At 69.5% G+C, this 25,496-nt stretch carries 28 protein-coding genes; 15 read left to right on the top strand and 13 right to left on the bottom strand.

Annotated elements, in window-relative coordinates; translation table 11 throughout:
- The 4 genes from BR31_RS0109100 to BR31_RS0109115 are packed head-to-tail and all read right to left on the bottom strand — an operon-like array spanning window position 1 to window position 5,181.
- A complete protein-coding gene (locus BR31_RS0109100; protein WP_027500689.1) occupies window positions 1-711 on the bottom strand; it encodes an ABC transporter ATP-binding protein in 711 nt (236 codons plus the stop codon).
- Window positions 708-1,457 (bottom strand): ABC transporter ATP-binding protein, encoded by a 750-nt coding sequence (locus tag BR31_RS0109105; protein WP_027500690.1) that lies wholly within the window; start codon window positions 1,455-1,457, stop codon window positions 708-710. The genes BR31_RS0109100 and BR31_RS0109105 overlap by 4 nt, the downstream gene beginning before the upstream one ends.
- The gene (locus BR31_RS0109110) at window positions 1,450-3,726 is read right to left on the bottom strand and encodes an ABC transporter permease (protein WP_027500691.1); all 2,277 of its coding nucleotides are present in this window, start codon (window positions 3,724-3,726) and stop codon (window positions 1,450-1,452) included. The genes BR31_RS0109105 and BR31_RS0109110 overlap by 8 nt, the downstream gene beginning before the upstream one ends.
- Before the next feature lie 33 nt (window positions 3,727-3,759).
- The gene (locus BR31_RS0109115) at window positions 3,760-5,181 is read right to left on the bottom strand and encodes an ABC transporter substrate-binding protein (protein WP_027500692.1); all 1,422 of its coding nucleotides are present in this window, start codon (window positions 5,179-5,181) and stop codon (window positions 3,760-3,762) included.
- A gap of 361 nt (window positions 5,182-5,542) precedes the next feature.
- Here BR31_RS0109115 and BR31_RS27980 point away from each other — a divergent pair, with 361 nt between their 5' ends.
- Genes BR31_RS27980 through BR31_RS27985 form a run of 4 tightly spaced genes read left to right on the top strand, consistent with a single transcriptional unit; the run spans window position 5,543 to window position 7,815 of the window.
- Window positions 5,543-6,781 (top strand): inorganic phosphate transporter, encoded by a 1,239-nt coding sequence (locus BR31_RS27980; protein ID WP_051637101.1) that lies wholly within the window; start codon window positions 5,543-5,545, stop codon window positions 6,779-6,781.
- 13 nt (window positions 6,782-6,794) lie between these two features.
- Complete coding sequence (locus BR31_RS0109125; protein WP_027500693.1) at window positions 6,795-7,070, top strand: hypothetical protein; 276 nt, start codon at window positions 6,795-6,797, stop codon at window positions 7,068-7,070.
- Between the two features lie 31 nt (window positions 7,071-7,101).
- Window positions 7,102-7,416, top strand: a complete 315-nt coding sequence (locus tag BR31_RS0109130) for a DUF3349 domain-containing protein (protein ID WP_027500694.1) — start codon at window positions 7,102-7,104, stop codon at window positions 7,414-7,416.
- A 12-nt stretch (window positions 7,417-7,428) separates the two neighbouring features.
- On the top strand, window positions 7,429-7,815 hold the full coding sequence (locus BR31_RS27985) for a DUF3349 domain-containing protein (RefSeq protein ID WP_081830386.1): 387 nt from the start codon (window positions 7,429-7,431) through the stop codon (window positions 7,813-7,815).
- Here the strand turns inward: BR31_RS27985 and BR31_RS0109140 are convergent.
- Window positions 7,812-8,417, bottom strand: a complete 606-nt coding sequence (locus BR31_RS0109140) for a TetR/AcrR family transcriptional regulator (protein ID WP_027500695.1) — start codon at window positions 8,415-8,417, stop codon at window positions 7,812-7,814. The two genes, BR31_RS27985 and BR31_RS0109140, sit on opposite strands and share 4 nt — an antisense overlap.
- A gap of 129 nt (window positions 8,418-8,546) precedes the next feature.
- Here BR31_RS0109140 and BR31_RS27990 point away from each other — a divergent pair, with 129 nt between their 5' ends.
- Together BR31_RS27990 and BR31_RS27995 are read left to right on the top strand one after the other, a co-directional pair.
- Window positions 8,547-9,992 carry an MFS transporter gene (locus tag BR31_RS27990; protein ID WP_051637102.1) on the top strand — a complete coding sequence of 482 codons (1,446 nt, stop codon included), beginning with the start codon at window positions 8,547-8,549 and terminating at the stop codon, window positions 9,990-9,992.
- 5 nt (window positions 9,993-9,997) lie between these two features.
- Entirely contained in the window at window positions 9,998-10,681 is a 684-nt protein-coding gene (locus tag BR31_RS27995; RefSeq protein WP_037176065.1) for an SGNH/GDSL hydrolase family protein, read from the top strand.
- Window positions 10,682-10,935: 254 nt separating this feature from the next.
- On the opposite strand, the gene BR31_RS0109155 is transcribed toward BR31_RS27995, so the two are convergent.
- The 3 genes from BR31_RS0109155 to BR31_RS0109165 form a co-directional block, all read right to left on the bottom strand.
- Window positions 10,936-11,274 (bottom strand): hypothetical protein, encoded by a 339-nt coding sequence (locus BR31_RS0109155; RefSeq protein ID WP_027500696.1) that lies wholly within the window; start codon window positions 11,272-11,274, stop codon window positions 10,936-10,938.
- A 335-nt stretch (window positions 11,275-11,609) separates the two neighbouring features.
- Window positions 11,610-13,133 (bottom strand): HNH endonuclease signature motif containing protein, encoded by a 1,524-nt coding sequence (locus tag BR31_RS28000; protein WP_081830387.1) that lies wholly within the window; start codon window positions 13,131-13,133, stop codon window positions 11,610-11,612.
- Window positions 13,134-13,207: 74 nt separating this feature from the next.
- On the bottom strand, window positions 13,208-13,555 hold the full coding sequence (locus BR31_RS0109165; RefSeq protein WP_027500697.1) for a DoxX family protein: 348 nt from the start codon (window positions 13,553-13,555) through the stop codon (window positions 13,208-13,210).
- A 90-nt stretch (window positions 13,556-13,645) separates the two neighbouring features.
- Here BR31_RS0109165 and BR31_RS0109170 point away from each other — a divergent pair, with 90 nt between their 5' ends.
- The 4 genes from BR31_RS0109170 (at window position 13,646) to BR31_RS0109185 (ending at window position 17,291) form a co-directional block, all read left to right on the top strand.
- On the top strand, window positions 13,646-14,104 hold the full coding sequence (locus BR31_RS0109170) for a MarR family winged helix-turn-helix transcriptional regulator (RefSeq protein ID WP_027500698.1): 459 nt from the start codon (window positions 13,646-13,648) through the stop codon (window positions 14,102-14,104).
- A 4-nt stretch (window positions 14,105-14,108) separates the two neighbouring features.
- Entirely contained in the window at window positions 14,109-15,269 is a 1,161-nt protein-coding gene (gene menE / locus BR31_RS0109175) for an o-succinylbenzoate--CoA ligase (protein WP_027500699.1), read from the top strand.
- A gap of 193 nt (window positions 15,270-15,462) precedes the next feature.
- Window positions 15,463-16,461 carry a daunorubicin resistance protein DrrA family ABC transporter ATP-binding protein gene (locus BR31_RS0109180; RefSeq protein ID WP_027500700.1) on the top strand — a complete coding sequence of 333 codons (999 nt, stop codon included), beginning with the start codon at window positions 15,463-15,465 and terminating at the stop codon, window positions 16,459-16,461.
- On the top strand, window positions 16,458-17,291 hold the full coding sequence (locus tag BR31_RS0109185) for an ABC transporter permease (protein ID WP_027500701.1): 834 nt from the start codon (window positions 16,458-16,460) through the stop codon (window positions 17,289-17,291). Before BR31_RS0109180 ends, BR31_RS0109185 begins: the two co-directional genes overlap by 4 nt.
- Window positions 17,292-17,351: 60 nt before the next feature.
- Here the strand turns inward: BR31_RS0109185 and BR31_RS0109190 are convergent, their stop codons facing one another.
- Window positions 17,352-20,576, bottom strand: coding sequence for an AfsR/SARP family transcriptional regulator (locus BR31_RS0109190; protein WP_231496421.1), 3,225 nt, complete (start codon window positions 20,574-20,576; stop codon window positions 17,352-17,354).
- A gap of 167 nt (window positions 20,577-20,743) precedes the next feature.
- Here BR31_RS0109190 and BR31_RS0109195 point away from each other — a divergent pair, with 167 nt between their 5' ends.
- Window positions 20,744-21,613, top strand: coding sequence for a 1,4-dihydroxy-2-naphthoate polyprenyltransferase (locus tag BR31_RS0109195; protein ID WP_027500703.1), 870 nt, complete (start codon window positions 20,744-20,746; stop codon window positions 21,611-21,613).
- A 48-nt stretch (window positions 21,614-21,661) separates the two neighbouring features.
- Here BR31_RS0109195 and BR31_RS0109200 read toward each other — a convergent pair whose 3' ends face one another.
- Entirely contained in the window at window positions 21,662-22,048 is a 387-nt protein-coding gene (locus BR31_RS0109200) for a phage holin family protein (protein ID WP_027500704.1), read from the bottom strand.
- A 67-nt stretch (window positions 22,049-22,115) separates the two neighbouring features.
- Here BR31_RS0109200 and BR31_RS28005 point away from each other — a divergent pair, with 67 nt between their 5' ends.
- Window positions 22,116-22,661, top strand: a complete 546-nt coding sequence (locus BR31_RS28005) for a GNAT family N-acetyltransferase (RefSeq protein WP_037176069.1) — start codon at window positions 22,116-22,118, stop codon at window positions 22,659-22,661.
- A gap of 71 nt (window positions 22,662-22,732) precedes the next feature.
- Window positions 22,733-23,038 carry a hypothetical protein gene (locus BR31_RS28010; protein WP_037176071.1) on the top strand — a complete coding sequence of 102 codons (306 nt, stop codon included), beginning with the start codon at window positions 22,733-22,735 and terminating at the stop codon, window positions 23,036-23,038.
- A gap of 22 nt (window positions 23,039-23,060) precedes the next feature.
- Here BR31_RS28010 and BR31_RS0109215 read toward each other — a convergent pair whose 3' ends face one another.
- Together BR31_RS0109215 and BR31_RS0109220 are read right to left on the bottom strand one after the other, a co-directional pair.
- The gene (locus BR31_RS0109215; RefSeq protein ID WP_027500705.1) at window positions 23,061-23,636 is read right to left on the bottom strand and encodes a Clp protease N-terminal domain-containing protein; all 576 of its coding nucleotides are present in this window, start codon (window positions 23,634-23,636) and stop codon (window positions 23,061-23,063) included.
- 4 nt (window positions 23,637-23,640) lie between these two features.
- Window positions 23,641-23,856: a hypothetical protein gene (locus tag BR31_RS0109220; protein ID WP_027500706.1), complete on the bottom strand. Its 216-nt coding sequence runs from the start codon at window positions 23,854-23,856 to the stop codon at window positions 23,641-23,643.
- 115 nt (window positions 23,857-23,971) lie between these two features.
- On the opposite strand from BR31_RS0109220, the gene BR31_RS0109225 reads away from it, so the two are divergent.
- Window positions 23,972-24,274, top strand: coding sequence for a hypothetical protein (locus tag BR31_RS0109225; RefSeq protein WP_027500707.1), 303 nt, complete (start codon window positions 23,972-23,974; stop codon window positions 24,272-24,274).
- 38 nt (window positions 24,275-24,312) lie between these two features.
- Here the strand turns inward: BR31_RS0109225 and BR31_RS0109230 are convergent, their stop codons facing one another.
- Window positions 24,313-24,789 (bottom strand): DUF8021 domain-containing protein, encoded by a 477-nt coding sequence (locus BR31_RS0109230; protein ID WP_027500708.1) that lies wholly within the window; start codon window positions 24,787-24,789, stop codon window positions 24,313-24,315.
- A gap of 183 nt (window positions 24,790-24,972) precedes the next feature.
- On the opposite strand from BR31_RS0109230, the gene BR31_RS0109235 reads away from it, so the two are divergent.
- Entirely contained in the window at window positions 24,973-25,446 is a 474-nt protein-coding gene (locus tag BR31_RS0109235) for a cupin domain-containing protein (RefSeq protein WP_027500709.1), read from the top strand.
- Window positions 25,447-25,496: the final 50 nt, after the last annotated feature.

A 25,496-nucleotide genomic window follows, 5' to 3' on the forward strand; every position in this document is an offset into this window, starting at 1 on the left:
TCATCCTCCTAGATAGCTTGTGGATAGTTCACTGTCGATTTCGTGCGGGTCCCCGGTCCGGACCACGCGGCCCTGCAGCATCAGCGCCGCCGAGGTCGCGATCGGCAACACCGCCCTGGCGAACTGCTCGGCGACCAGGATCGAGAGCCCCTCCCCGGCGAGCTGGGCGACGATCTCGTACATCTCGGTGACCACTCGGGGCGCGAGCCCCATCGAGAGCTCGTCGAGCAGCAGCACCGTCGGTGCGGTGCCGAGCGCTCGAGAGAGGGCGAGCATCTGCTGCTCGCCGCCGGACATCGATCCGGCCAGCTGGCCACGCCGCTTCCCGAGCACCGGGAAGCGTTGGTACGCGGCCTCTTCGAGTGCCCGCAGGCTCGTCCCCGTGCCCGTCGCCACCCAGAGGTTCTCCCGCACGGTGAGGTTGGGGAAGACACCGCGACCCTCGGGGATGGTGCAGACCCCCAGCCGTGCCAGGTCGGCGGCGTCGGCACCGTTGACCACGCGTCCGGCGAGCCGGAACTCACCCTGTTCGACGGGCAGGATGCCGGAGCAGATCTTCAGCGTCGAGGTCTTCCCGCCGCCGTTGGGTCCGAGCAGCGCGACCACGGCGCCCGGGTGCAGCGCGAGGCTCACCCCGTGCAGCACCTCGATCGCCCCGTACCCGGCGCGCACGTCGACGAGCTCGAGCAGCGGCTCGGGCACGGTACTCATGCCACCTCCTCGGTTCCGATGTAGGCGGCGATGACCGCGGGGTCCTTGCGCACCTGCTCCGGGGTGCCCGACGAGATCAGTGCCCCGTAGTCGAGGACGTGGATCCGCGAACAGACCCGCATCACCAGCGGCAGGTCGTGCTCGACCAGGCAGATCGCCAGACCGTCCACGGCGAGCCGGAGAAGCAGCTCGGCGAAGTCCTCGGTCTCCTGCTCCGTCTGCCCCGACGCCGGCTCGTCGAGCAGCAACACGCGCGGCGAGGTCATCAGCGCGCGTGCCACCTCGACGACCCTGGCCCGCCCGGTCGGGATGTCCGAGACGTCGCGGTGGGCGACATCGGTCAGCCCGGTCAGCTCGAGCAGCCGATCCGTCTCCGCTTCGATGTCCGCCCTGCCGCGGCTCCCGCTGCGGTGGATGTCGCCAGCCACCCGCAGGTTGTCGCGGACCGACAGCGACAGGAAGAGCTCCAATCGCTGGAAGGTCCGGGCCAGCCCGCGCTGCGCGCGCTTGTACGGTGCCATCCGGGTGACGTCGACGCCGTCCATGAACACCGTTCCCGCGGTTGGCTTCTGCAGCCCCGTGACCGTGTTGAACAGGGTCGTCTTGCCGGCCCCGTTCGGCCCGATCAGCCCGGTCACCGCACCACGTTCGACCGCGATGCTCACGTCGTTCACGGCGACGTGACCGCCGAACCGGACCGTGACGCCGCGCGTCTCGAGCAGCGGCGTCGACTCCGCGTCAGACATGGACACTCTCCCTTTCTGCTTCGACGGCCGACCCGCTGCCCGGCCAGGGCATGGCCGCGGGTAGACCCAGTTCGCGGTCGAGCAGGTCGCGGCCCTCCTGCGTGTACGGCTCGTCGATGCCGACCGACTCCGGCGGCGGGCCCCGGTGATCAGCGGCCGCGTCGCCGAGAACCGCTCTCGGCATGACCATTTCGCCGACGACCGGCAACGCGAACACGGTGACGATGGTCAGGCTGGCGAACCACCAGTTACCGAGGGTGCCGCTCAGTGCGAGCACATAGAGCAGGGCGACCACGGCGGCGCCGCCGATCAACACCGGCTTGGCCTTGTATAGCCGCCGGTAGCCCTCGACCACCTGGTGCACGCTGCCACTCGGGTTGTGTCCGACACCGATACCGATCAGCGCGGGGCTCACCGCGGCGAGGTTGCCGAGCAGCAGGTAGAGGCCCTCGAGTTCCGGCTGTGCCTTCGCCAGGTTGTTGAACGAGACCATGATGATCGAGACCCCGACGCCCGCCATCACCCCACCGAAGAGGGCGCCGCTGACATAGCCGATGCCCGCGACCACCGTCAGCATCAACAGCGACAGGCTCAGGACGATCGTGAACGAATCACCGGAGACCGAGCCGAGGGCACTCGACATCAGGATGCCGCCGAGGCCTGCGATGCCCGCCGAGATCATGAACACGCTCAGCTTCAGCTTCACCAGGTTCTGGCCGAGCATCGCCGAGGCCGCCGGGCTGTCCTTCATCGCGGCCAGCCGCCGTCCGTATCCGCTGTTGCGCAGCGCCACCACTGCGATGCCGAGGACCGCGAAGGCCACCGTCACCGTCATCAGGAAGGTGGTCTCGTCGCCCAGGTCCAGCGGGCCGACCTGCAGCGGCGGGATCACCAGCGAGCCACCGGTGAACAGCGAGAACTTCACCCCGAACAGTTCGTGCTCGGTGGTGTCACGCAGCACCATGTTGCTCAGGAACACGCCGAATGCCATCGTCGCCAGCGCCAGGTACAGCCCGCGCAGCCGCAGCGCGGGCAGCGCAACCAGGCCGCCGACCAGTGCGGCCGCCAGTACCCCGACCAGCACGCCGACGATCGTCAGTCGCTGGGCGAGCCCGGAACCGGAGATGCCGAAGTGATAGACCACGATCGTGGCGACCGCCCCAAATGACAGCGGCGCCAGGTTCATCTCGCCCGCATAGCCGGTGAGCAGCGTCAGCGACAGCGCGACGATGGCGAAGCAGATGCCGACGGTGAGCGTGGTGATCGCGGACTCGACCATCAGCAGGCGGATCAGATAGACGATCACCACGAGGGCGGCACCCCACGCCACTGCCTTGCGGACGCTCGGCACGTGATAGCGCTCGCGGGTTCGGACGGCGGTGCCGCGCAGTCGGTCGTGCGGCAGCACGATCAACACCACGAACAGCGCGATCATCGGAAGCGAGACCCGGAGGTTCGAGGTCCACGTCCAGCTCGACGGCCCGTACCCGAGCAGATAGGTCCCCGCCAGGCCGAGCACGATCGCGCCGACGAAGGTGCGCGGGATGCTGCGCAACCGGCCGAACATCGCGGCCGCGAACGCGTCGATCACCAACAGCGTCAACATGTTCGCCTCGAGGGTGCCCCCACTGATCGGGGTGACGAGGATGCCGGCGAGCACCGCGAGCACCGAGCTCAGCGCCCACGAGAAGCCGGCGATCCGCTCCGGGTTGTGCCCGTTCATGCGCAGCAGGTCCGGGTCGTCGACGACCCCGCGCATGGTCGCGCCCATCCGGGTGCGGGTGAACAGCAGCCGCAGCCCGACGGCGATCGCGACCGCCGCGACGAGGCAGATCAACTCGTGCACGTGCACGGTGGCCCCGAGCACCGAGAACTCGGCGTCGTCGCCGAAGAACATCCGCAGGGTGCGGGGCTCCTCCGGATGCCAGAACCACTGGGAGGCGAACAGCATCCCCAGCATGATCGAGACGGTGACCACGATCTTGGTCACCTCCGCGGTGTCCCGCAGGCCCCGCATGATCAGGAAGTACAGGGCCAGACCCATCAGGGGGCCGAACACGCCGAGCACCAGTATCAGGGCGATCGGGGTCGGCAGGTTCCAGCCGTACCGGAGCTGCCAGTAGACGAACGCACCGAGCATGGCCTGCGCGCCGTGGGCGAAGTTGAAGATCCCCGAGGTGTTGTAGGTGAGTACCAGCCCGGAGGCTGCGATCGCGTACACGGCGCCGAGCACCAGGCCCAGGATCGTGAACGTCACGAATGTGTCCATGTGAGATCCCTTGGTCGAAGGTCGGGACCGAGATCAGTCCTGCGGCTTGATCACGTTCGGACCGAGGAACTTGGTCGAGATGCGGTCGGGACCCAGATCGGTGCCCCAGGTGGAGGGGTCGGTCTTGACGACGTACTCGGCTGCGCACTCGAACTCGCCCTTGTCGGCCGGGTACGCCTGGGTGTACTCGGCGCCCTTGAGCGAGACGGTCAGGCCGCACTCGGCAGGCATGTTCTTGCCGGGGTCGGTTGGGGCGTGCAGCCCGCCGCCGTCCCACTCGTGGATGTCGGCGAGCTCGTTCACCATGCACTGACGGGTCAGGTCCGAACCGCACTCCTTCGCCGCGGTGGCCCACAGCAGGAACGAGGAGGTCGCCTGCATCCCGAGCAGCGCCGTCTTGCCGCCCTTCGCGGACACCAGCTCCACGTACTTGCCGACCGCGGGCACGGAGTCGGCATGCTCGAGCATCTGGAAGGTCATGCCTGCGTTGAGGTTGTCGAGCAGGCCCGACTCCTTGTTGAACTGCTGCGCGGCGTTCCCGTACCAGGTGGCCTCACCCAGGATGATCGGGTCGATGCCGACCTGCTCGATCGCCTTGAAGAAGTTGAACTCGTTCGGCACGGGTGAGCGCGAGGTCCACAGGCCCTTGACGCCGCACTGCTTGTACTTCTCCGCGAACGGGACGTAGCTCGGCTCGCCCTGGTAGTTCAGGGTGACGCCGCAGTCCTTGAGCTTGAATCCCGCGGCCTCGGCCAGGGACCTGGACTTCGCCAGCGAGGTGATGATGGTCGGCATGGTCGACCCGACCAGGTCGAAGTCGTTCTTCAGGTCGGGGTGCATCTGGGCCATCTGGAACCAGGCGGCGGCGTTCCCGTAGTCCACCGGGAACGGCACGCCCTGGTAGGTCATCGGGCCGTTGGCCGCCTCAGGGGAGACGGTGAAGCCGGGCACCGCGGCCATATTGCACGCCACCCGGGTCTGCTCGGCGGTCTGGTCCATCGCGAAGCCGTGGCCGACCATCATGAACTCGGACCGGCAGGCCTCCTGCATGACCGTGTTCGCCTGCGTCAACGCCGCGTCGTAGTCGGTCCCGACGATCGTGCGGCCGTTGATGCCGCCCTGCTCGTTGCACCAGTCGATCATCGCGGAGACCGCGTCGGACATCTCCTTGTTCAGCCCGGGGCTCTGGGCGTAGCCGCGGTCGTCGCCGTAACCGATCCTGATCTCGGTGTCGGTGACGCCCTGATCGGTCGCGCCCTTCGCCTCGCCGTCCCCGCACGGCGAGTCGAGGGTTCCGAACGAGCCCGAGGACGCGGACGCCTGCGTGTCGCCCGACGCTCCCCCGCCTGTCGCACCGGTGACCGCATCGCCCCCGCGGTCGGTGGCACACGCGGACACCAGCGCGGCCGACATGGCCAACGCCGCCACCAGCCTGGCTGTCTTCTTTCGATTCACGATCGGTGCTCCTTCTCGGATACCCGGGGACCGGGCGGATTCCGTGGGGGGTCGGATCCGAGCGCGCGGCCACTCACCCGGGCCGGGTGAGACCTGCGTCACTCGATGCCGGGACGGTAATCAGCCGCGGGAGCGGCAATTCGACGGTTCCCGGTGAGTGAGACCCCCGGTGAGCTTCGCCACATTTCGTTCCGGGCCATGACGGTTTGCAGGCCGACAGACGTCGTTGCGCGCGCGGTTCGGGACCCTCTCCAACCGCCAGGACCTGGCCCGACGGGCGGCGGCACCGCGCGCTCGAAAGCACGCGCGAACAGCGGGTACAGACTCGACTTTTACGCGTTCGTAACGGAGGATCAAGGCCGTGAACGCGGAACTCATCGTTCTTCTTGTCGTAGTTGTCACAGCCCTCGGGTTCGACTTCACCAACGGCTTCCATGACACCGGCAACGCGATGGCGACGTCGATTGCAACTGGGGCGCTCAAACCCCGAGTCGCGGTTGCGCTTTCCGCAATCCTGAATCTGGTGGGCGCGTTCCTCTCCGTGGAGGTCGCGGCCACCGTCGCGAAGGGCGTGGTCAACCTCAGCTCCGTCGGCGGCGAGGATCTGCTGTTCATCGTCTTCGCCGGACTGGTCGGCGGAATCATCTGGAACCTGGCCACCTGGCTGTTCGGCATCCCCTCGAGTTCCTCGCACGCACTGTTCGGCGGCCTGATCGGCGCGGCCATCGCCTCCCTCGGGATGAACGGCGTTGTGTGGAGCGGCGTGCTGAGCAAGGTGGTCATCCCGGCGCTGCTGGCGCCGGTGGTCGCCGGCCTCGTCGCCGCGGCGGGCACCTGGCTGATCTACCGGATCACCCGCAGGGTCAGCGACGAGACGAAGGAATCCGGGTTCCGGTTCGGCCAGGTCGGCTCCGCGTCGCTGGTGTCGCTCGCCCACGGCACCAACGATGCCCAGAAGACGATGGGCGTGATCTTCCTGGCCCTCGTCGCGCACGGCACCATCAACGCCGACTCCGACATGCCGTTCTGGGTGAAGCTGAGCTGCGCGGTCGCGATCGCCCTCGGCACCTACCTCGGCGGCTGGCGCGTGATCCGCACCCTCGGCAAGGGCCTGGTGGAGATCGCCGCGCCGCAGGGCATGGCCGCGGAAGCGTCCTCGGCCGCCATCATCCTCACCTCCAGCCACCTGGGGCTGCCGCTGTCCACTACGCACGTCGCGACCGGCTCGATCATGGGTACCGGCGTCGGCCGTCGCGGCGCCGAGGTGCGCTGGGGCGTCGCGAGCCGGATGGCGGTCGCCTGGCTGATCACCCTGCCGTCGGCCGCGCTGGTCGGCGCCGTGTGCTGGGGCATCGCCCAGCTGATCGGCGGCCTGCCCGGCGTGCTGGCGGTGTTCGCGATCCTGCTACTGCTGTCGGGCTGGATGTATGCGCGGTCGCGCAGGCAGCCGATCGACTCGAGCAACGTCAACGCGGAATGGGACGGCGGCCTGATCCCCGCCGAGGACATCCCCGGACCGCCCGCGCCACCGAACCCCGCTCCCGCCCCCGCCCCGGCACCGGCTGTCGAGCCGGCCCCGCGCAACAACGTGACGGCCTGAGGAACTCGCAACCATGGATCTTCTCTCGAAAACCGTCGATTCGCTGTGGCAGGTCATCGCGGTCGGACTGCTGCTCGGCGCGGGCCTGCCCGCGATCTTCGCGCTCGGCCTGCGGGCGCTCGACTCCGGGTCCGCGACCGATCCCGCAACGGCGACGACCACCCGCAGGCCGGTCGCCGTCATCGCCGCGGGCACATGCTTCGCCGTGGTGATCGTCGCGATCATCACCGGCATCCTGTTCATCATGCAGGGCTTCCTCAGCCACACGTTCGGCATCGAGATCTTCTAGCGTCGGCCCACGAGTCGAGAGGCAACATTTCGTGACCTCAGCAAAACCAGCGTTCCCACTGTCCGTACTGACCTGGCTGCAGGACGGGTACCCACAGGGCGTCCCGCCAAAGGACCGCATCCCGTTGGTGGCCCTGCTGCACCGCGAGCTGACCGCCGAGCAGATCAAGGACGTGGCCGTCGCGCTCGCCGAATCGCGTGGCGAGGGCGAGGACCCGACCGTCACCCGCGCCGAGATCGGCGAGCTGATCGAACACATCACCCACGAGGCCCCGTCGGATCACGACATCGCCCGGGTCAGGTCCGTGCTCGCCGCGGCCGGGTGGCCGCTCGGCGACGAGCCGTAGGGACGCACCGCCGTGGCCCTTCCACCGTTCCTCACCTCGATACTCGGGTGGCTGCGTGCCGGGTACCCCAACGGCGTGCCCGAACAGGACTACGTCCCGTTGATCGCCCTGCTCCGTAGGCGCCTGTCCGACGAAGAGGTCCACGCGGTCACCGACGCGCTGGTCGAGCAGTTCCCGCCGCCGATCGACAAGATCGACATCCAGGTGCTCATCACCAAGGTCACGGACGAGATGCCCATCGAATCCGATGTGGAGCGGGTGCGCGCACACCTCGCGGCCGGAGGCTGGCCGCTCGCCGACGAACCCGGTGACGGCCCGAACAGCGCGGCAACACTGCGCGCGCTCGACCGGGACGCCGAGTCGGCGGCCGACGGCGACGCTCCCCCGGAGACCGACTAACCGAGCAGCCCGTCGATGATCCCCCTTGCGATCGACGCCGCCTCCGATTCCCCCATCCGAAGCGCGGTGTTGACCGCACTGAGCAGCGCTTCGATCTCGAAGGCCAGCGCAGCGGGATCCTTCCCCTGCGCAGCGCCCTGATCCTGGGCCCGTCCGATCTCGCGGATGAGCAGGTCGCGCCAGTCCCGCTGATCGGCTGCGATCGCGTCCCGCACCGGCCCAGGCCTGCTGTCGAACTCGGAGACGGTCGCGACCCGGAAACAACCACCCGGGAAGACCGGCGCGGACACGAAGTCGAACCAGCGGTCGATCAGCGCCCGTAGCCGGGGCAGCCCGCCGGGCTCTTTCAGGCTCGGCCGGACAACGTGCTCGATGAACACCTCCCTGGCCGCCTGCACCGCGGCCAACTGAAGGTTCTCCTTGGTGCCGAAGAGCGTCGCGACGCCGCTCTTGCTCAGCCCGAGATCGGTGGCGAGCCTGCCGATGCTCAGACCGGTCAACCCCTCGACAGAGGCGACGTCCACCGCGTGCCTGGCGATCGACGCGCGGGCGAGCGCCCCCTTGATCAGCCGCTGGTCGGAAGTCTGAGCCGTGTCCACCATCGCTCCATTCTCCACGAGATCTTGCCAAATTGCACGAACGGTCGTACGTTCACTATCTACACGAACGATCGTACGTTTTCTTTTGGTGCGGTCACCACCTCCGTCGGACCACCTCCGAAAGGAACCCCCATGACCGAAGTGTCCGAGCAGGCGCCGCCTTCCCCGGGTCGGGCGTCCTCCCGCATCGCACTCCTGATCGCCTGCAGCGCAACCTTCGTCGCCTTCCTCGACCTCTCCGTCGTCAACATCGCCTTCCCGGCGATCGCCAGGGACTTCACCACCGCAGCGCCGACCACTCTCACCTGGGTGGTGAGCGGCTATGCGGTGGCGTTCGCGGCGCTCCTGACGCCGGCAGGCAGGCTCGCCGACAGCCTGGGCCGTCGGCGGGTCTTCCTCGTCGCCCTTGTCGGGTTCGCCTTCACGTCGCTGCTGTGCGCGGTCGCACCGAGCGCGCCGTGGCTGATCGGCGCCCGGGTCCTGCAGGGCGCGACCGCCGCGCTGATGATCCCGGCTGCCCTCGCGCTGGTGCTGGCCACCACCGCCCCCGATCGGATCGCCGCCGCGATCGGCGCCTGGTCTGCCGCAGGCGGATTGGCGGCGGTGGTCGGCCCCGCGATCGGCGGTGCCCTCGTCGAGTCGTTCGGCTGGCGAGCCGTGTTCGTCATCAACGTGCCGATCGCGGCGGCACTGGTGGCACTCGGCGCCGGTCTCCGAACCGGTGACGCCGCGCCAAGGGAGGTCGGCGCACCGGCCGCCCCCGACATCGCGGGCACCCTCGCGGCCGCGCTCGGCATCGGCGCGGTGGTGGCGGGCGTGACCGAGGGGCAGAGCTGGGGCACGACGTCGCCCGCGACGCTGCTCACCGTCGGCGCCGGGCTGGTCCTGGTGGCCGTCGCCCTCGTCCGGTCGAGGCGGCATCCGAGTCCGGCGATCGCGGTCGACCTGTGGCGCAACCGGCGGTACGCACTGACCAATGCCACCTCGTTCGTATTCGGTGCGGCGATGTTCGCCTGGCTACTGGCCGGACCGCTGTTCCTGGACGCGATCTGGGGATACACCGTCCTGCAGTCCGCCGCGGCGCTCAGCATCGGAGCGGTGGCCGCGATGGTGACCGCCACGGTGACCGGCCGCGTGGGCTCCGCCAACGCACTGCGCCTGCTGGGGGTACTGGGCGCGTTGATGTTCGCGTGCTCGGCACTCTGGGCGAGTACCGATGCGTTCAGCGCAACGCCCCGCCTGTGGTCCGTCTGGGTTCCCGCCGGCATCCTCGGCGGCGGCGGGATCGGTTTCCTGGTCACGGTCCTCGGCACCGTCGCGGCGAGTTCCCTTCCGCCTCAACAGTTCGCGTCAGGGGTCGGAATGAACCTGATGTCCCGCCAGGTCGGTGGCGCCCTCGGCGTGGGTGTGCTCGCCGCGATCCTCGCCGCCCACCCAGGCGACGCGTTGGCCGGCTTCCACCTTCTCTACTTCGCCTGCGCGGTCACCGCGGTGGTCGCGGGGATCCTCGCAGCGACCCTGGCAGAGCGGCATGCGGCCAACACCGACACCACGATTCTCACCGAGAGCAAGGGGTAAAGACGATGAGCCACAACACCATCCGAACAGAGGCAACGGATCCGATGTGCCTCGGCGCCGACGAGATCCGCATCCTGCTGACCGACGCACCCTGGTCGCGGTTCGCCGTCATGGGTGACTCGATAGCCAAGGGCATCGGCGACCCCAGCCCCGGATACGAGACCTCCACCTGGGCGGACCGGGTCGCGGCGGGATTGAAGGCGGCGCGTCCGGACGTGTCGTACCTGAACACCGGGCGGATGGGCGCGACCAGCGCGCAGGTCCTGGACGAGCAGCTCCAGACGGTGCTCGACTTCGAACCCGATCTGGTGCACATCACCTTCGGCGGCAACGACCTGTGGCTGCCCGACGCCGACCTCGACGCGATGGCCCGCAACCTCGAGACCGCGTTCGCGGCGGTACAACGTTCCGGCGCACAGATTTCCACGATCGCGCTGGCGGACGTTTTCATCGATCGACGGATGCAACCGATGAGGGACCGGATCTCGCACCTCAACGACGTCACTCGCGGGCTGGCCGCAAAATATGACGCTGTCCTGGTGGACCTGTGGGAGCACCCGCTCCGCTTGCGCCCGGATCTGATGAGCGCAGACCAGATCCACTTCACGATGAGTGGGTACGCCGTGGTGGCGTCGGAGATGGTGCGGGCACTCCACGACCGGCTCGCACGAGCGGCGCTGCCGGCGTGATGACCTGAGACGCCCGCTGGGGTTCGTCGCGGCCGGCCGCTACGGGAGACCTTCTGCGGCCGGCCGTTTGCCTCGCCCCCGTTACCTTCTTCGCAGTCCCGCACCCGCGGGGCCACGGTCGCCAGGACGCCGCACTGATCTGCCTCGCCCGCCGACCCTGCGATGTCCTCTACGCCATGCTCAAGAACAAGGCCCTCTACCGAGTCCCTACTTCCGCCCCGGAACCCGCCGCGGCATAGGACTGTTCCGTTCGGTCAGAACGTCGCCGGATCCCACACGTAGAACCCCAAGGGTGGGTTGATGCTGCCCAGGTTGACTGTGGCCATATTGATGCGGTGCTTCTTGCCCCACGGGTCGAGCTGGTAGATCTCGGTGATCCCGTGCCATGACGCACAAAACATCTCGGCCTTGCCGAACGGGCTGACAACGACGTTCGTGGTGAGTGACGATGGCTCCCACGGGAGCCGGAACCGTTCACTGCATGGACCGTGCTGGACAGAGTTGCCGAAGTCCTGCGCGCTGACTGTCGGCGTCAGAATGCCCCCGAGGGCAACTGCCAGTGCTCCAGCTGCCGCGATTCGTGCCACCTTCATTGCGATCCCCCTCTTTTGTCGAATCGCCTGTTCATCGGATGGGCACCGGCGGGTGTTACCGCCTCGCACTGGCCCGCTCAGGAACAAAACCCTCTACCCGGCACGGACAAACTTCAGTGGTTTGACGGGAACCACAGGGACACCCCCTCGCACCCTGACCGCACCCCGCCGGTCCGCGTCGGATTCTCTGCGGGCGTTGGCCTTTCGCCTGGCACGGTCGAGAAGCTCTCGTGGGTGGTGGCGTCGGAGATGGTGCGGGCACTCCACGACCGCCTCGCGCAAGCGGTGCTGCCGGCGTGACGACCTGAGCCGCTCGGGTTCGTAGCGGCCGGCAGCTACGGCAGACCATCTGCGGCCGGCCGTTCGCCCCGGCGCTCCCCTCGCACCCTGGCCGCACCCCGCCGGCCCGCGTCGGCTTCTCTGCGGGCGTTGGCTTTTCGCCTGGCAAGGTCGAGGAGCTCCTTCGGGTGGTGGCGGTGGTTGATACGGGGTCTCTGGTCGGGATCGAGGTGCGGCGGCGAGATCCATTCGGTGCGTCCGACGTATTCGGTGCCCTCGGGTGCGGTGCGGGTGTGCCAGCCGCCGGGTCCGTCGTGGATGAGGGCGTGGCAGGCGTCGCAGCCGAGTGTGAGGACGCCGATGTCGGTGGCGCCGCCCTTGGACCAGTCGCGGACGTGGTGGACGGCGGTCATCGTGGCGGGGGCGTCGCAGCCGGGCCTGGTGCAACCGCGATCGGCGGCGATCAGGGCCAGCCGTTGATCTGCGGTGGCGAGACGCTTCGAGCGCCCGAGATGTAGCGGTCGGCCGTTGTGGTCGAACAACACCAGTACTGGATGTGCGTGCTCCGCCATTTTCAGTGCATCCCGGATGGGGAGGATCCCGCCGGACGCGGTCGTGACGATGCCGGTGGCGTGTTCGAGTTGGTCGAGGGTCATGGTGACGATCGCCGTGACCGGCAGCCCGCGATGCGAACCGAGAGCACCGGAACAGAGGAGCGTGCGTAGCGCCTCCTTGATGGCGTCGTGGTTACGTTGCGCGGCGGTGCGGGTGTCGCGGCCCGCCGCGGCGGCGAGCTTGTCGCGGTCGACGTGCGGGTGTTCGGCGTTGCCGGTGGGTGATTCGGGATCGTCGGGGTTGTTCATCCCGGGCCGTGCCCATTTCGCGAGGATCGGTTCGAGCAAGGCCCTGGTCTCGGGGTCGAGGTGACCAGAGATCGGGGTCATGAGGTTCTGGTCCTGGCGGCCGAGCCGGATTCCGCGCAGGCGCTTGCGATCCTTGTGATCGGTGAGGTCGCCGTCCGGGTTCAGGTACGCGAGCAGGTCGTGCCCGGCCTTCTCCACATCCTCCGGGGTCGCGGAACGGGCGAGGTCCGCCAGGATTTCCTCCGCGACGGCGACGTCGGAACTGCTGACCGCGTGTGGGATCTTGCGGATGACCTCGCGTACCGCGCGGGCGTGATCCGGGCCGATCGCGCCGTCTCGTTGCGCGGCAGCGGTTTCGGGCAGATCCGCGGGCAGCGACTGACCGGCGAGCGCATGCCAGGTGCCCAGCGACTTCGCCGCGGTGACCCGGGCGGAGGCGTCCGCGGCGGAGATCCGCAGCACCTCGACGAGCAGCTTGTTGACGGTTTTGTGGCCGAACTTGCCCGGCAGGGAACGCTCGACGGTTTCGACTATCAGCTTGTGCCCGACCGCCGACGCCCGCCGCAAGGACTTCTCCAGCCGGCACATGGTGTCGGTCAGCTCCCCGTCGGGGAGCCCGGTCAGATCGCTCTCACACAGTCCATCGATGGCGTCGGCGATCGCGGACAGGCACCCCCGCACCTGCCCCGCAGCCCCGACTCCATCAGCCGAACTCATGTTCGAATTCTACCGCCGGGGTCCGACACGAATCAGACGCACGAAGCGGGGCCCACGAAGGACCGCACCCCAGGTCAGGCAGTCGCGATCCGGAGCACGACTGCGGCGACGGCGGCCAGCCCGAGTACGACCGCGGGCGCGATCGCGTAATCATGCGCCCGCACGTGTGCGATGACGGCGCCGACGAAGTACAGGGCCACCCCGATCGCCGCGACGATACCGATGACCGGCACCACCAGCCCGATCAGCAGCCCAGCCGCGCCCGCTGCCTTTGCGACGGCGAGCCGAGGCAGCCAGGCATCCGGAACACCCAACTCGATGAAGCCGCCGACCAGCTTCTCGTTCCGGGTGAAGGTGAGAAACGCCGAAGTGCTCAGCGCAAGGGCGAGGACCACGGCGAGGACGGCATAGGCGATGAACATGATGGACTCCAATGATTAAACCGGAAAGATCGTTGAACCGTACCAATGATTGACACAGCTCCAAAATGGAGCGACTGATACCGTAGGGAGATGCCAGCAGCACAGGTCAACGGAGCCCCGACGGACCGTCTCGGGTTCCTCCTCGCCTGGCGCGGCGAGGCCACCAGCGCCCGGATTCGCGGCGCCCTCGCCGTCACCGGGCTGCACCCGCGCCAGGCCATGACGCTGCTGCACCTCGGCACCGGCCCGGTGAGCCAGCGCGAACTCGCCGACATGCTCGAGGTCGACCCCAGCCAGCTCGTCGCGATCCTCAACGAGCTGGAGGGCGAGGGCCTGGCCGAGCGTCGCCGGGACCCGGCCGACCGCAGGCGTCACATCGTGGAGATCACCGAGGCGGGCACGGCCGCCCTCCGGAAGGTCGACTCCGCACTGAACGAGGCCGAACGGGAGCTGTTCGCCGCCTTCTCCGAGCGCGATCTCGCGTCGCTGAGGACCATGCTCGACCGGGTCGACGTGGCGTCGGTGCAGCACGAGTGCGCGGAGGACTGAATCCGTGACCGGCACGCTCGAGGTCCTGCCCGTCCGATCCGGCCCGGCCGCCCGCGAGGCACTCCCCCGGCTCGAACGCGCGCTGGCGGGCAACGGCCCGGCGCTGCTCCCCGTGCCCGCCGACGACGACCGCGAGATCCGGCGCCTGACCGATGCCCTGCGCCCGGGTGAGCCGATCGAGGAATCGACCGCCCTGGTCGTCGCGACATCGGGGACCACAGGGACACCCAAGGGCGCCCTGCTCACCGCCGCCGCGCTGCGCGCCAGCGGCGAGGCCACCCACGCCCGCCTCGGCGGGCCGGGATCGTGGCTGCTGGCACTCCCCGCCCACCACATCGCGGGGATCCAGGTGCTGTTGCGCGGCCTGCTGGCCAGCACCGAACCCGTGATCATCGACGTCGCAACGGGTTTCGACCCCGCCCTGCTGCCGGACGCCGTCGCGGCGATGACCGGGCCGCGACGCTACACCTCACTGGTGCCGACCCAGCTGATCAAGGCGCTCGAGCACCCGGCGGCGACCGCCGCACTGGCCGAACTCGACGCGGTGCTGCTCGGCGGCGCCGCCACCCCGGCGCCGGTGCTCACACGGGCACGCGCCGCGGGCATCACGGTCGTCCGCACCTACGGGATGAGCGAGACCTGCGGTGGCTGCGTGTACGACGGGGTTCCGCTCGACGGGGTACGGGTGCGGATCGCGGACTCCCGTGTGCTGCTGGGCGGGCCGGTGCTGGCCTCGGGATACCGCGGGCAGCCCGACCATCCGGCGTTCGCCGAGCCCGGCTGGTTCCGCACCGATGACGCGGGCCTGCTGTCGGACGGCGTGCTGTCGATCACCGGCCGACTGGACGAGGCGATCTCGACGGGCGGGCTGACGGTCGTCCCGCAGGTGGTGGAGGCCGCGCTGTCCGCTCATCCCGCGGTGGCCGAGTGCGCGGTGTTCGGGGTGCCCGATGCGCGGCTCGGCCAGCGCGTTGCGGCTGCGGTGGTGCCTGCCGCAGGCACCGTGCCCACCCTCGAGGATCTGCGTGCCCACGTCGGACGGACCGTTGACTCGACCGCGGCGCCCCGCGAACTGCACCTGATGGCAGCGCTGCCACTGCGCGGACCCGGCAAGGTGGACCGCCGGGCACTGGCCGAGCAGTTCACCGGCAGCGCGACGGGATAACCCTCCCGCACAGCGCGACGCGATCCTGTCGAGTACGCGAACTCCAGGCCGCCCACCAGGGCGAAGTCGCCGCGCTTGCACCGCGAGCGCATCGATCGGTCGCGCCGTGACAGCGCCTGCATGAGCGACGCAAGGCCCGTGCAAGGGCGGCCCCGCACTGTTGTGTCATTCGAATTCCACGAAAGGACACCGCATGAACCTCTCGGTTCCCCCCGCCATCGAAGCGGTCGGGTTGGTCAAGCGATTCGGCGACGCCACCGCCGTCGACGGCGTCAGCCTCACCGTCCCCACCGGTTCCGTCTACGGCGTGCTCGGCCCCAACGGCGCGGGCAAGACCACCACCGTCCGGATGCTCGCCACCCTCCTGCGACCCGACGGCGGACAGGCCCGGATCTTCGGCCACGACGTGGTGCGCGAACCCATCGCCGTCCGCTCGCTGGTCGGCGTCACCGGCCAGTACGCCTCTGTGGACGAGGACCTCACCGCCACCGAGAACCTGATGATCTTCTCCCGGCTGCTCGGCCTGTCCCGATCGGACGCGCGCCGCAAGTCCGCCGAGCTGCTGGAGGAGTTCGACCTCGTCGAGGCCGCGACCAAGCCGCTGAAGAACTTCTCGGGCGGCATGCGCAGGCGCCTCGACCTGGCCGCCAGCCTGATCTCGCACCCGCCGCTGCTCTTCCTCGACGAGCCGACCACCGGTCTCGACCCGCGCACCCGCGCCCAGATGTGGGAGACCATCCGCCGACTCGTCGCGGAGGGTTCCACCGTCTTGCTGACCACCCAGTACCTGGACGAGGCCGACCAGCTGGCCGACCGGATCGCGGTCATCGATCGCGGCAAGGTCATCGCCGACGGCACCGCTGACGAACTCAAGGCCTCGGTCGGGATGTCCGCGCTGCAGCTCAAGCTCGTCGACAAGGCGCGCGTCGAGCAGACCCGATCGCTGCTCGCCGAGTCGCTCGGTGTCGAGGTCGCGATCACCCCGGAGGCGGGCAGGCTCACTGCCCCGCTGACCGATCCGTCGGTCACCCCCGAGCTGCTGATCAGGCTGCGCGAGCACGGGATCGCGGTCGACGAGATAACGGTCAGCAAGCCCAGCCTCGACGAGGTCTTCCTCACCATCACCGGCCACGGAACCGACGAATCCGATTCCGCCGCAGCCGAGTCCGACACCGAACGGAGCGTCGCATGACCACCGCCACCCTCGCGCCCGACACCAGGACCACCCACCAAGGACCGCCTCCCGCGGCTCGGTCGATCAGCCTGGGCCAGACCGTCGCACAGTCGATCACGATGGCCCACCGTGGCCTGATCAAGCTCAAGCACAATCCCGAGCAGCTGTTCGACGTGGTGATCCAGCCGCTGATCTTCACGGTGATGTTCACCTACATCTTCGGCGGCGCCATCTCCGGCGACGTCAAGTCCTACCTGCCGATCATCATTCCCGGCATCCTCGTGCAGACCGTCATCACGGCCTCGATCGTCACCGGCACCCAGCTGCGCGAGGACATGGACAAGGGCGTGTTCGACAGGTTCAAATCCCTTCCCATCGCCCGTATCTCGCCGCTCGCGGGCGCGCTGCTCTCAGACATGGTCCGGTATTTCATCGCCACCACCATCACCTTCGCGATGGGCCTGGCGATGGGCTACCGACCGGGCGGCGGCGTGATCGGCGTCGTCTCGGCCGGGCTGCTGGTCATAGTGTGCGCGTTCGCCATCAGCTGGATCTTCGCGCTGATGGGGGTGCTGATGAACAAGGCCTCGTCGGTGCAGGGCATCTCGATGCTCATCCTGTTCCCGCTGACCTTCATGTCCAACGCGTTCGTGCCCGCCGACACCATGCCGGGCTGGATGCAGGCCTTCGTGAACGTGAACCCGGTCTCGCACGTCGTGACCGCCGTGCGCGACCTGGCCAACGACGGCCACTTCGGCATCCACGTCGTGTGGTCCCTGCTCGGTGCCGCGATCATCGTCGCGGTGATGGCGCCGCTGACCGTCCGGACCTACATGCGCAAGACCTAAGTGATTGGGCCACCCGTGCGCGCGTTCATCCCGACCCGGAGGGACGCGCGCACGGTTGTGTCAACGCTCGCGCAGCGTCGCGAGGATCTCGTCGCGCGCGACGCGCCGCGGCATCCGCTCGACCCGAGCCAGTTCCGCGTCCACCCGGTCCGCACCGAGTGCCTTTCGCGCCGCGGCGAGGTGCCGCGACCACTGCATCGACGGAAAGTCCTGTCGGGCAGCGACCCTGGTCGACAGGGCGATCATCCGCATCCCGCCCTCGGGGTTCCTCCCGGTCGCGATGTCGAAGCTGCCAACCGCGCACGCCACCCCGCCGGTCTGTGGCAGATCCGGGTATCCGTCCGGACCGAGGTGTGTCATGACCATCCCCGCGTAGGACTCGACCAGGTCCGCGATCTCGTCCCCGCGACCGGCGAGCGTGTGCGCGGCCACCGCCGCCGCCAGCAGCATGAAGCCGAACGGATCGGGGGTCTGCCCCGCACTCTGCCAGCCGACCAGCTCCAGCGCGTGGCGGTATCCACGCAGCCCAGCGTCCACCGAGCCCTCGGCCAGGTCCACCTCCGCCATCGCCGCAGCGATGGCGCCCGCGCTCTGCCTGGCATCGCCCAGCCCGAACGTCGACCGATCCTCCGCGGCGGACAGTTCCACCTCCTCGGCGGCGGACCCGCCGGCGACCAGTTCCCGTCGAGCCTCCTCGATGCGGCCCGCGCCGACCAACGCGGCCCCGATATAGCTGCGCAGCGTGGTGCTCTCCTCGTACGCGTGCAGGTCCCAGAGCAACTCTGCGGCCCGCCGGTAGTACCCGACCGCCTCCCCGTACCGCGCGGACTGCCCGGCGAGGCTGCCGAGGTGCTGCAGGACCATGGCCAGGCCCCAGACGTCTCCGCCCGCCTCCGCGAGTTCCCTGGCCTGCATAGCGTCGGCCCAGGAGCCGTACAGGTCCCCGCTGTTCTCCCGCAGGTTGGCCCTCGCCATGTAGGCCGACGACCTCGCCGCCGGGTTCTCGGACCGGATCGCGCGAGCGAGCCTGCGGGCCAACCCCTTTCCCGTTGCGGGCATGACCACCAGCGACGCGTTCATCCGCACCGGCTCGTCGATGTCCGTCCGAGACGCCAGGACAGCCCTGAGCCGCAGCCGGGTCACGGCCAGCGACCTGCTGACGCCACCGAACGCGGTGTGGCCGACGATCACCAGATAGGTGAGCGCAAGGCAGTTCCCGGACAGCAACTCCGGGCGGTATCGCCTCGGGTCGATCTCGAGGACCCGTGGCGCGAGCGCGATCACCTCGGAATGGGCCCCGCGGAAGGACCACGTCACGCCGAGCACCGGGAACACCGTCAGTGCGCCCGGCCCGTCACCGACGGTCAGCGTGTGGCGCAGCACGGCGAGCAGGTTGTCGTGCTCGGCCTCGATCCGGAGGGCGGTGGCGATCTGATTGCCGTCGAGGAAGTCCTGCACCGCCTCCAGACAGAACGCCTTCGCCCAGGCGAGCGTGCGCGCGGCGACCTCGTCCGTCTCGTTCGCGCGCGCCAACTGCCCGTCACCGAATTCCCGCACCGTCTCGAGCATGTGGTACCGCAGGCCCGACGAGTCCGCACCCTCGACAACCGAGAGCATCGACTGGTTCACCAGTCCGTCGAGGGCATCGGCGATGTCGGTCACCTCTCCCCACTGGGCCACCTCGACGGCAGCGGCGAGGGTGAAACCTGCAGGGAACCTGCACAATCGGCGCAGCGCGGCCTGCTGGTCGGGCTCGAGCAGATTCCAGCTCCACTCGATCACGGCCCGCAGGGTCCGGTGTCGCTCCGGCGAGGTCCGGTCACCGGAGCGCAGCAGCGCGAACCTGTCGTCGAGCCTGGCGTTGATCTCTGCCACGCTCATCGTGCGAACCCGGGCGGCCGCCAACTCGATGGCGAGCGGTAGTCCGTCGAGCGTCCGGCACAGTCGCGCGACCTCCACCGGATCGAGCCGGGCCGCCGGACGCACGGCCAGCGCGCGGGTCCGGAACAGATCCGTTGCGGGCGAACCGGACTCGTCGATCACCAAGGGCGGCAACGGGTACACCGTCTCGGCGGTGATCGCCATCGGGGCCCGGCTGGTGGCGAGCACGGTCAGGTTCGCGCTGGCCGCCACCAGGTCGGCCACCACCTCGGCGACGTCGTCGATCAGGTGCTCGCAGTTGTCCAGGATCAACAGCGTCGGCCGGGCCGACAGCGCCTCCCGGAGCCGGTCGCGAGCGTCGTAGCGCCTTGCCCTTGTCAGCGCGGTGCCCGGGGTGAGTTCGGCCTCGCTGAGCCCGAGCGTGCCGCTGATGGCCGCGACCACGTCCTCGCCGCTGCGCAGGGAGGCGAGCTCGACGAGGGCGACAGGAACCCGCTCCGCTGCCCGCGAGCCGAGCGCGTGCGCCACCCGGGTCTTCCCGGTTCCGCCGGGACCGAGCACCGTCACCACCCGGGAGGTCGCCAGCAGGTCCTCGATCGCGTCCAGGTCCGCCTCGCGCCCCAGCAGCGCGTTCGGCGCCGCGCGCAGACCGACCGCCATCAGGGCAGGCCGGGGCGCTGGGCGGGTGGGCTCCGGCGCGCCCTCCCCCGAGGCCGCGCGCACCGGTAGGTCTCCGCTCAGCACAGCGGCATTGAGCCGCACCAGCCGCGGCGAGGGGTCGGTGCCGAGCCGGTCCGCCAGCCGCCCGCGGAGTCCGGCGAACACCTCGAGCGCGTCGTTCGCGCGACCGAGTCCGCACAACACCACCATCAGCTGTTCGTGCGCGCGTTCGTCGAGCGGGGCGCGCGCTGCCATCTGCTCGGCCAGCGGCAGCGCCTCGCCCAGCTCGCCGACCCCGACGAGGGCGACGACCTCGACCACATCCAGCGCGGCCAGTCGCGCCTTCCCCTCCTCGACCAACTCCCGCGCCAGGTCGCCTGCAGGCAGATCGGCACCCGGTTCCCCGCGCCAGAGCACCCTTGCCCTGCGGATCGTGTCGATCGCCCCGCGCGGATCACCCTCGGAGATCAGCTGCTGCGCCTGCTGCTCCCACATCCGCGCGAGCGTGAGGTCGACCTGCGCCCGGGTGAGGTCGAGACGGTACCCGGCGGGCCCGATCTCGATCGCCCCCTCGGGCAGCGCCCCGCGCAACCGCGAGATCTGGGTGTGCAGCGCATTGATCGGTGAACGCGGCGGAGTCTCTCCCCACACGTCCTCGATGAGGGACTGGGCGCTGCGGCTACGGCCCGGCCTGCCCGCGAGTGCCACCAGCAGGCTGCGCGCCCTTGCCCCTGGCAACGGCACCAGCTCACCGCCTCGGCGCGTCGAGATTTCGCCCAAAAGGGACACCACTATCAGTGGCCGTGGATCAGCGGTCACTGCGGAGTCGCTCGTTTCGGGTTGCACCGGCGCCAATGTTAATCGGAGCGGCGGTCCACAGCCGGATTGTGGGTAGGTGCAAGGATCGCCTCATGGCTTCTGTCTCGCAGTGGATCGAGGGTGCCCGACCGCGCACCCTGCCGAACGCGATCGCCCCGGTGTTGGTGGGTACCGGCGCCGCGGCCTCGCTCGACGGCGCGGTGTGGTGGAAGGCCGTGCTGGCGCTGGTGGTCTCGGTGGCGCTCATCGTCGGGGTGAACTACGCCAACGACTACTCCGACGGGATCCGCGGCACCGATGACGTCCGGGTCGGACCGCTGCGGCTGGTCGGCTCGAAGCTGGCCTCGCCCGCCGCCGTGAAGCGGGCCGCGTTCGCCTGTTTCGGGCTCGCCGGGGTGGTCGGGGTTGTACTCGCACTGACCTCCGCCTGGTGGTTGATCCTGGTCGGCGCGCTCTGCATCGCCGGCGCCTGGTACTACACCGGTGGCAGGAATCCGTACGGGTACAGCGGGTTCGGCGAGGTCGCGGTGTTCGTCTTCTTCGGCCTGATCGCCGTGCTCGGCACCCAGTTCGTCCAGGCGGAACGGATCGACTGGGCCGGTGCGGTCTCGGCCGTCGCAGTCGGGTCGTTCTCGAGCGCGGTGCTGGTGGCGAACAACCTGCGCGACATCCCGACCGACACCGAATCCGGCAAGCGCACCCTCGCGGTGCGGCTCGGCGATCGGGGCACCCGCACCCTGCACATGGCGCTGCTGGTGGTGCCGTTCGTCGTGACGCTGATCCTGGTGGCCCGTACGCCGTGGGCACTGGTCGGACTGCTCGCACTTCCGTTGGCCGTCAAGGCCAATGCACCGGTGCGCTCCGGTGGACAGGGCCTGGCCCTGATCCCGGCGCTGGCCGGGACCGGGCTGGCGATGCTGGTGTGGGGCGCGACCACAGCGCTGGCGCTCGGCCTGGGCTGAGGGATGCGCCAGAGGGCCGAGCCGACGAACGGCGCGGCCCCGGCGACCTCAGCGCTTCGCCGAGGGCACCACCGCGGTGAGCACGAAGTTCACGATCGAGATGATCAGCGCACCCCAGACCGCCGTCCAGAACCCGTCCACGGAGATCCCGAAATCGGTCGTCTCGGTGATCCAGGAGGTGAGCAAGAGCATCAGCGCATTGATCACCAGGGTGAACAGGCCGAGGGTCAGGATCAGCAGGGGCAGCGACAGCAACTGCACCAGCGGCTTGATGAAGGCGTTCACGACCGTGAACACGAACGCGATGAACACGACCACCAGGATGTCGTTGCCCGTTCCCCCGTCCGAGGTGGTGGCGATGTCGATGCCGGTCACCCAGGAGGCGGCCAGCCAGATCGCGATCGCATTGATCGCCAGACGAATCAGGAAAGTCATGGGTGCATGCTGGCACATCGGCGAGGCATGGGCGGCGCGGCGGCGGCCCAGCCGCTAGAAAGGACGGGTGATCCGTTCGGCCACCACCACAGACCTCGTCCACCTGCCGGCCATCGAGATCGCCGCGGGCCTGCCGTTCCGCTCGGTCGGGATGGACGCGGTGGCCGATGACGACCCACCGACGGTGAGAGAGCTGGCCGAGTATCAGCGCGCGGGCCGCGCCTGGGTCGCGACAACGGAGGACGACGTCCCGATCGGTTACGCGCTCGCCCTGGCGGTCGACGGCGCCGCTCACCTCGAGCAGGTGTCCGTCGATCCCGCCCACGCGGGGCGGCGGCTGGGGGCGGCGCTGATCGACGAGGTCGAGCGCTGGGCCGCCGAGCGGAAGTACCCCTGGCTGACCCTCACCACGTTCGCCCAGGTGCCATGGAATGCGCCGTACTACGAGCGACTGGGGTTCCGCGTGGTACCCGCCGACGAGCTGACGCCCGGGCTGAGGTCGATCCGCGAGCACGAGGCGGACCGCGGCCTCGACGCGTGGCCCCGGGTGACGATGCGGCGCATTGTGGGATCGGCACTTCCCCCGAGCCCGGGCCGGCGCGATACTGACTGAGGGAGGGCCCCGGCCGGCTCGCGCACGCGGACGACCCGGACGGCGCACCACCGGGGGCACGAGGAGCCATCATGAGCGTGGTCGTCATCCTGCATTTCGACGTCGCCGATCTGTCCGCGGCCAAGCAGTCCCTCGCCGACAACGCCGCGCTGCTCGAGGAGATCAGCGGTGAGGCGAAGGCACTCGGCGCACGCCATCACCGGTTCGCGGCGAACTCGGGCGGACTGGTCGTTGTCGACGAGTGGGACAACGCGGAGGGATTCCGGCGTTTCTTCGACGGTAACGACAAGGTCGCCAAGGTCACGGCCGAGGCGGGCGTCCAGGGCCCGCCGACGGTCGAGGTCCTGGAACCGGTCGAGGCGGCAGGCACCTTCTGAGCGGGCGGGCCGCCCCCAGGCCTTAGGCCGCGCGGTCGAGCAGTTCGAGAATGCGCCTGCGCAGGTCCGCCGGGTCGAGCTGCGTCGCCATCACCTCGCGGGCACCCGCGTCGTCGCCGCGAAGAATGCCGAGCAGGATGTGCTCGGCACCGATGTGGTCGTCCTTGCGCGCCAAGGCTTCCCGGAGTGAGAGCTCGAGAGCCTTCTTCGACGCCGCCGTGAACGGGACGTGCCCGCCGACCAGCCGCCCGAACCAGCCTCGCCGTTCGCCCGGTTCCGCACGATCGAGGGCGTTCTCGCCGAAGCCGGCGTCGAGGCTCTCCCGCACCGCATCGAGATCGATGCCGATCGATCGGAGTGCCTCGGCGTCCTCCGCGCCGAGCGCCTGACCGCTCCGCGCCTCGGCGACCGCGGCCCGCGTCGCGTCGAGAGTGAGTCCGGCATCGTCGAGCGTGTGCCCCAGCGGTGTGCCCTCCGCCGCCGCGACAACGCCGAGCAGCAGATGCTCGGTACGGATCTGCGGGGACTTGAGCGCCCTTGCCTCCGCCTGCGCGCCGATCACCGCGGTGCGCGCCTCGGTCGTGAACCGTTCGAACATGCCGCTACCTGCCCTTCCTGTTGTGTTTCTGGTGAACTGCCTGCCTGCTGACCTCGAGCGAGTCGGCGATGGCCTGCCAGGACCAGCCCTGCCTGCGGGCGTTCTGGACCTGGATCGTCTCCAGTCGTTCGAGCAGCCTGCGCAGTGCGAGCACCGCCCGCAGGCCCACCTTGGGGTCGGGGCTGCCCGCCGCGGCCGCCAGATCCGTTGCTTCGGTCATGTTTGTCAATCTAAATTGACAACCCGAGCGTGTCAAGCAGGGTTGACACAGGTGGTCACGACCGGTCAGCGGTTACCGTGGTGACGAGTTGACGTCGACCCGAGGAGCTATACCGATGGCACTGCCCAAGACCGCCGTATCCGCGCTCGCCGCAGGAGGACTCGTCGGCGGCTTCGCCGTCGCCCAGCAGACCGGCAACCGACCGCTCGGCGGCGCCGTGCTGGCCGCGGTCGGCGCCGTGTGCACCACCAGCTGGGTACGGAGCTCGGGACCCGCGCGGGGCGCCGCGCTGCTCGCCACCTACCTCGGCGCGTTCGGCGCCTCGCATCCGCTGGCGAAGAAGATCGGCGCGTGGCCGTCGGTTGGTGCCGTGGCCGCGGGCACCGCGCTCGCCTCGCAGTTGATCAGCAAGGGCTGAGTCCGGGCAGGCCCGAACTCAGCCCACCTGTGGACGGCTCAGAAAAGTGACTTCGGCTTGATGTGCGCGACGATGGCGTGGATGGTCCCGTCCGGGACCTCGAAGGTCTCGGTGATCTCGACGGTCATCAGACGCACGTCACCGACGCCGGCGTCGAGCAGATACGTGGTGGTGACCACGTCGCCGGACTCGGACATCCGCAGGTCCCTGATGCCCCGGATGACCCGGTACTGCGGGCCGTGCTCGAGGTCGCGGGTCATCTGCGGGCCGGAGAAACCGGTCTTGAGCCCGGCCTCGACCCGGGTCGCGTCGGGGGCGAACTTCACGGCGGACGCATCGTGCGAGATCAGCGCATCGATGTACGCCCTGGCCACCGCCTCGCGCTCGGTGTCGACCCGCGTCGGGTCGGCCGACACGGCCGGACCGGCGGCCGCGGGTCCCGCCGTGGCCACCACGGCCACCACGGCCATGGCGATTCCGGCGGCAGACAGGGCGAGAACTCGACTGGTGCGCATGGACGAATCGTAGCTAGAACCTGTTCCAGATGCGACGGGATCCGGGTGGACGCGCACTGATCAACCCGGGCGTTCCGTCGCGGAATCGACCGGACTGCGGGACGATCGATACAGGCGAGAGCCGTGCCGCGGGCAATCCCGCCCCGCCGCCGCCCCGGTTCTCCGAACCGAACGGATCCGGACATGACCGCCGTGACCAAGTTCGCCCGACTGGCCGCACCCACTGCCCTCGCCGCGCTGTGCGCCGTGGGCGTCGCCGCTCCCGCGCAGGCCACGCCGCCGTCGGGCGTGACCGCGGAGACCCTCGCCGAACTCGAACTCAACCCGATCCTGCTTCCGCCGCCGCCACCCGGGCACCCACCGGTCTCCGACGAGGTGGAGGGCACCCTGCGCCGGATCGTGATCGCGCCGGGCGGCAGCACCGGTTGGCACCACCACAACGGACACGTCCAGGGGATCGTGGCCGCGGGCACGCTGACCCGGGTGTTCGCCGACTGCTCCCGACAGGCCTCGCCCGCGGGCTCCTGGGTCACCGAGGATCCCGGCGGCGACCACGTCGGACTGAACCTGGGGACCGAGCCGGTGGTCCTGCTGGTGACCTACGTGCTCCCCGACGACGAACCCTTCTCCGAGGACGCGCCCGCACACTGCCCCTGAGGACCCTCGGCAGTGACAGACGAACCGGCTTGACCTCAAGTTAACTCGAG

It is taken from the genome of Rhodococcus sp. UNC363MFTsu5.1 (assembly GCF_000686785.1).
GTDB classification, from domain to species: Bacteria; Actinomycetota; Actinomycetes; order Mycobacteriales; family Mycobacteriaceae; genus Rhodococcus_G; species Rhodococcus_G maanshanensis.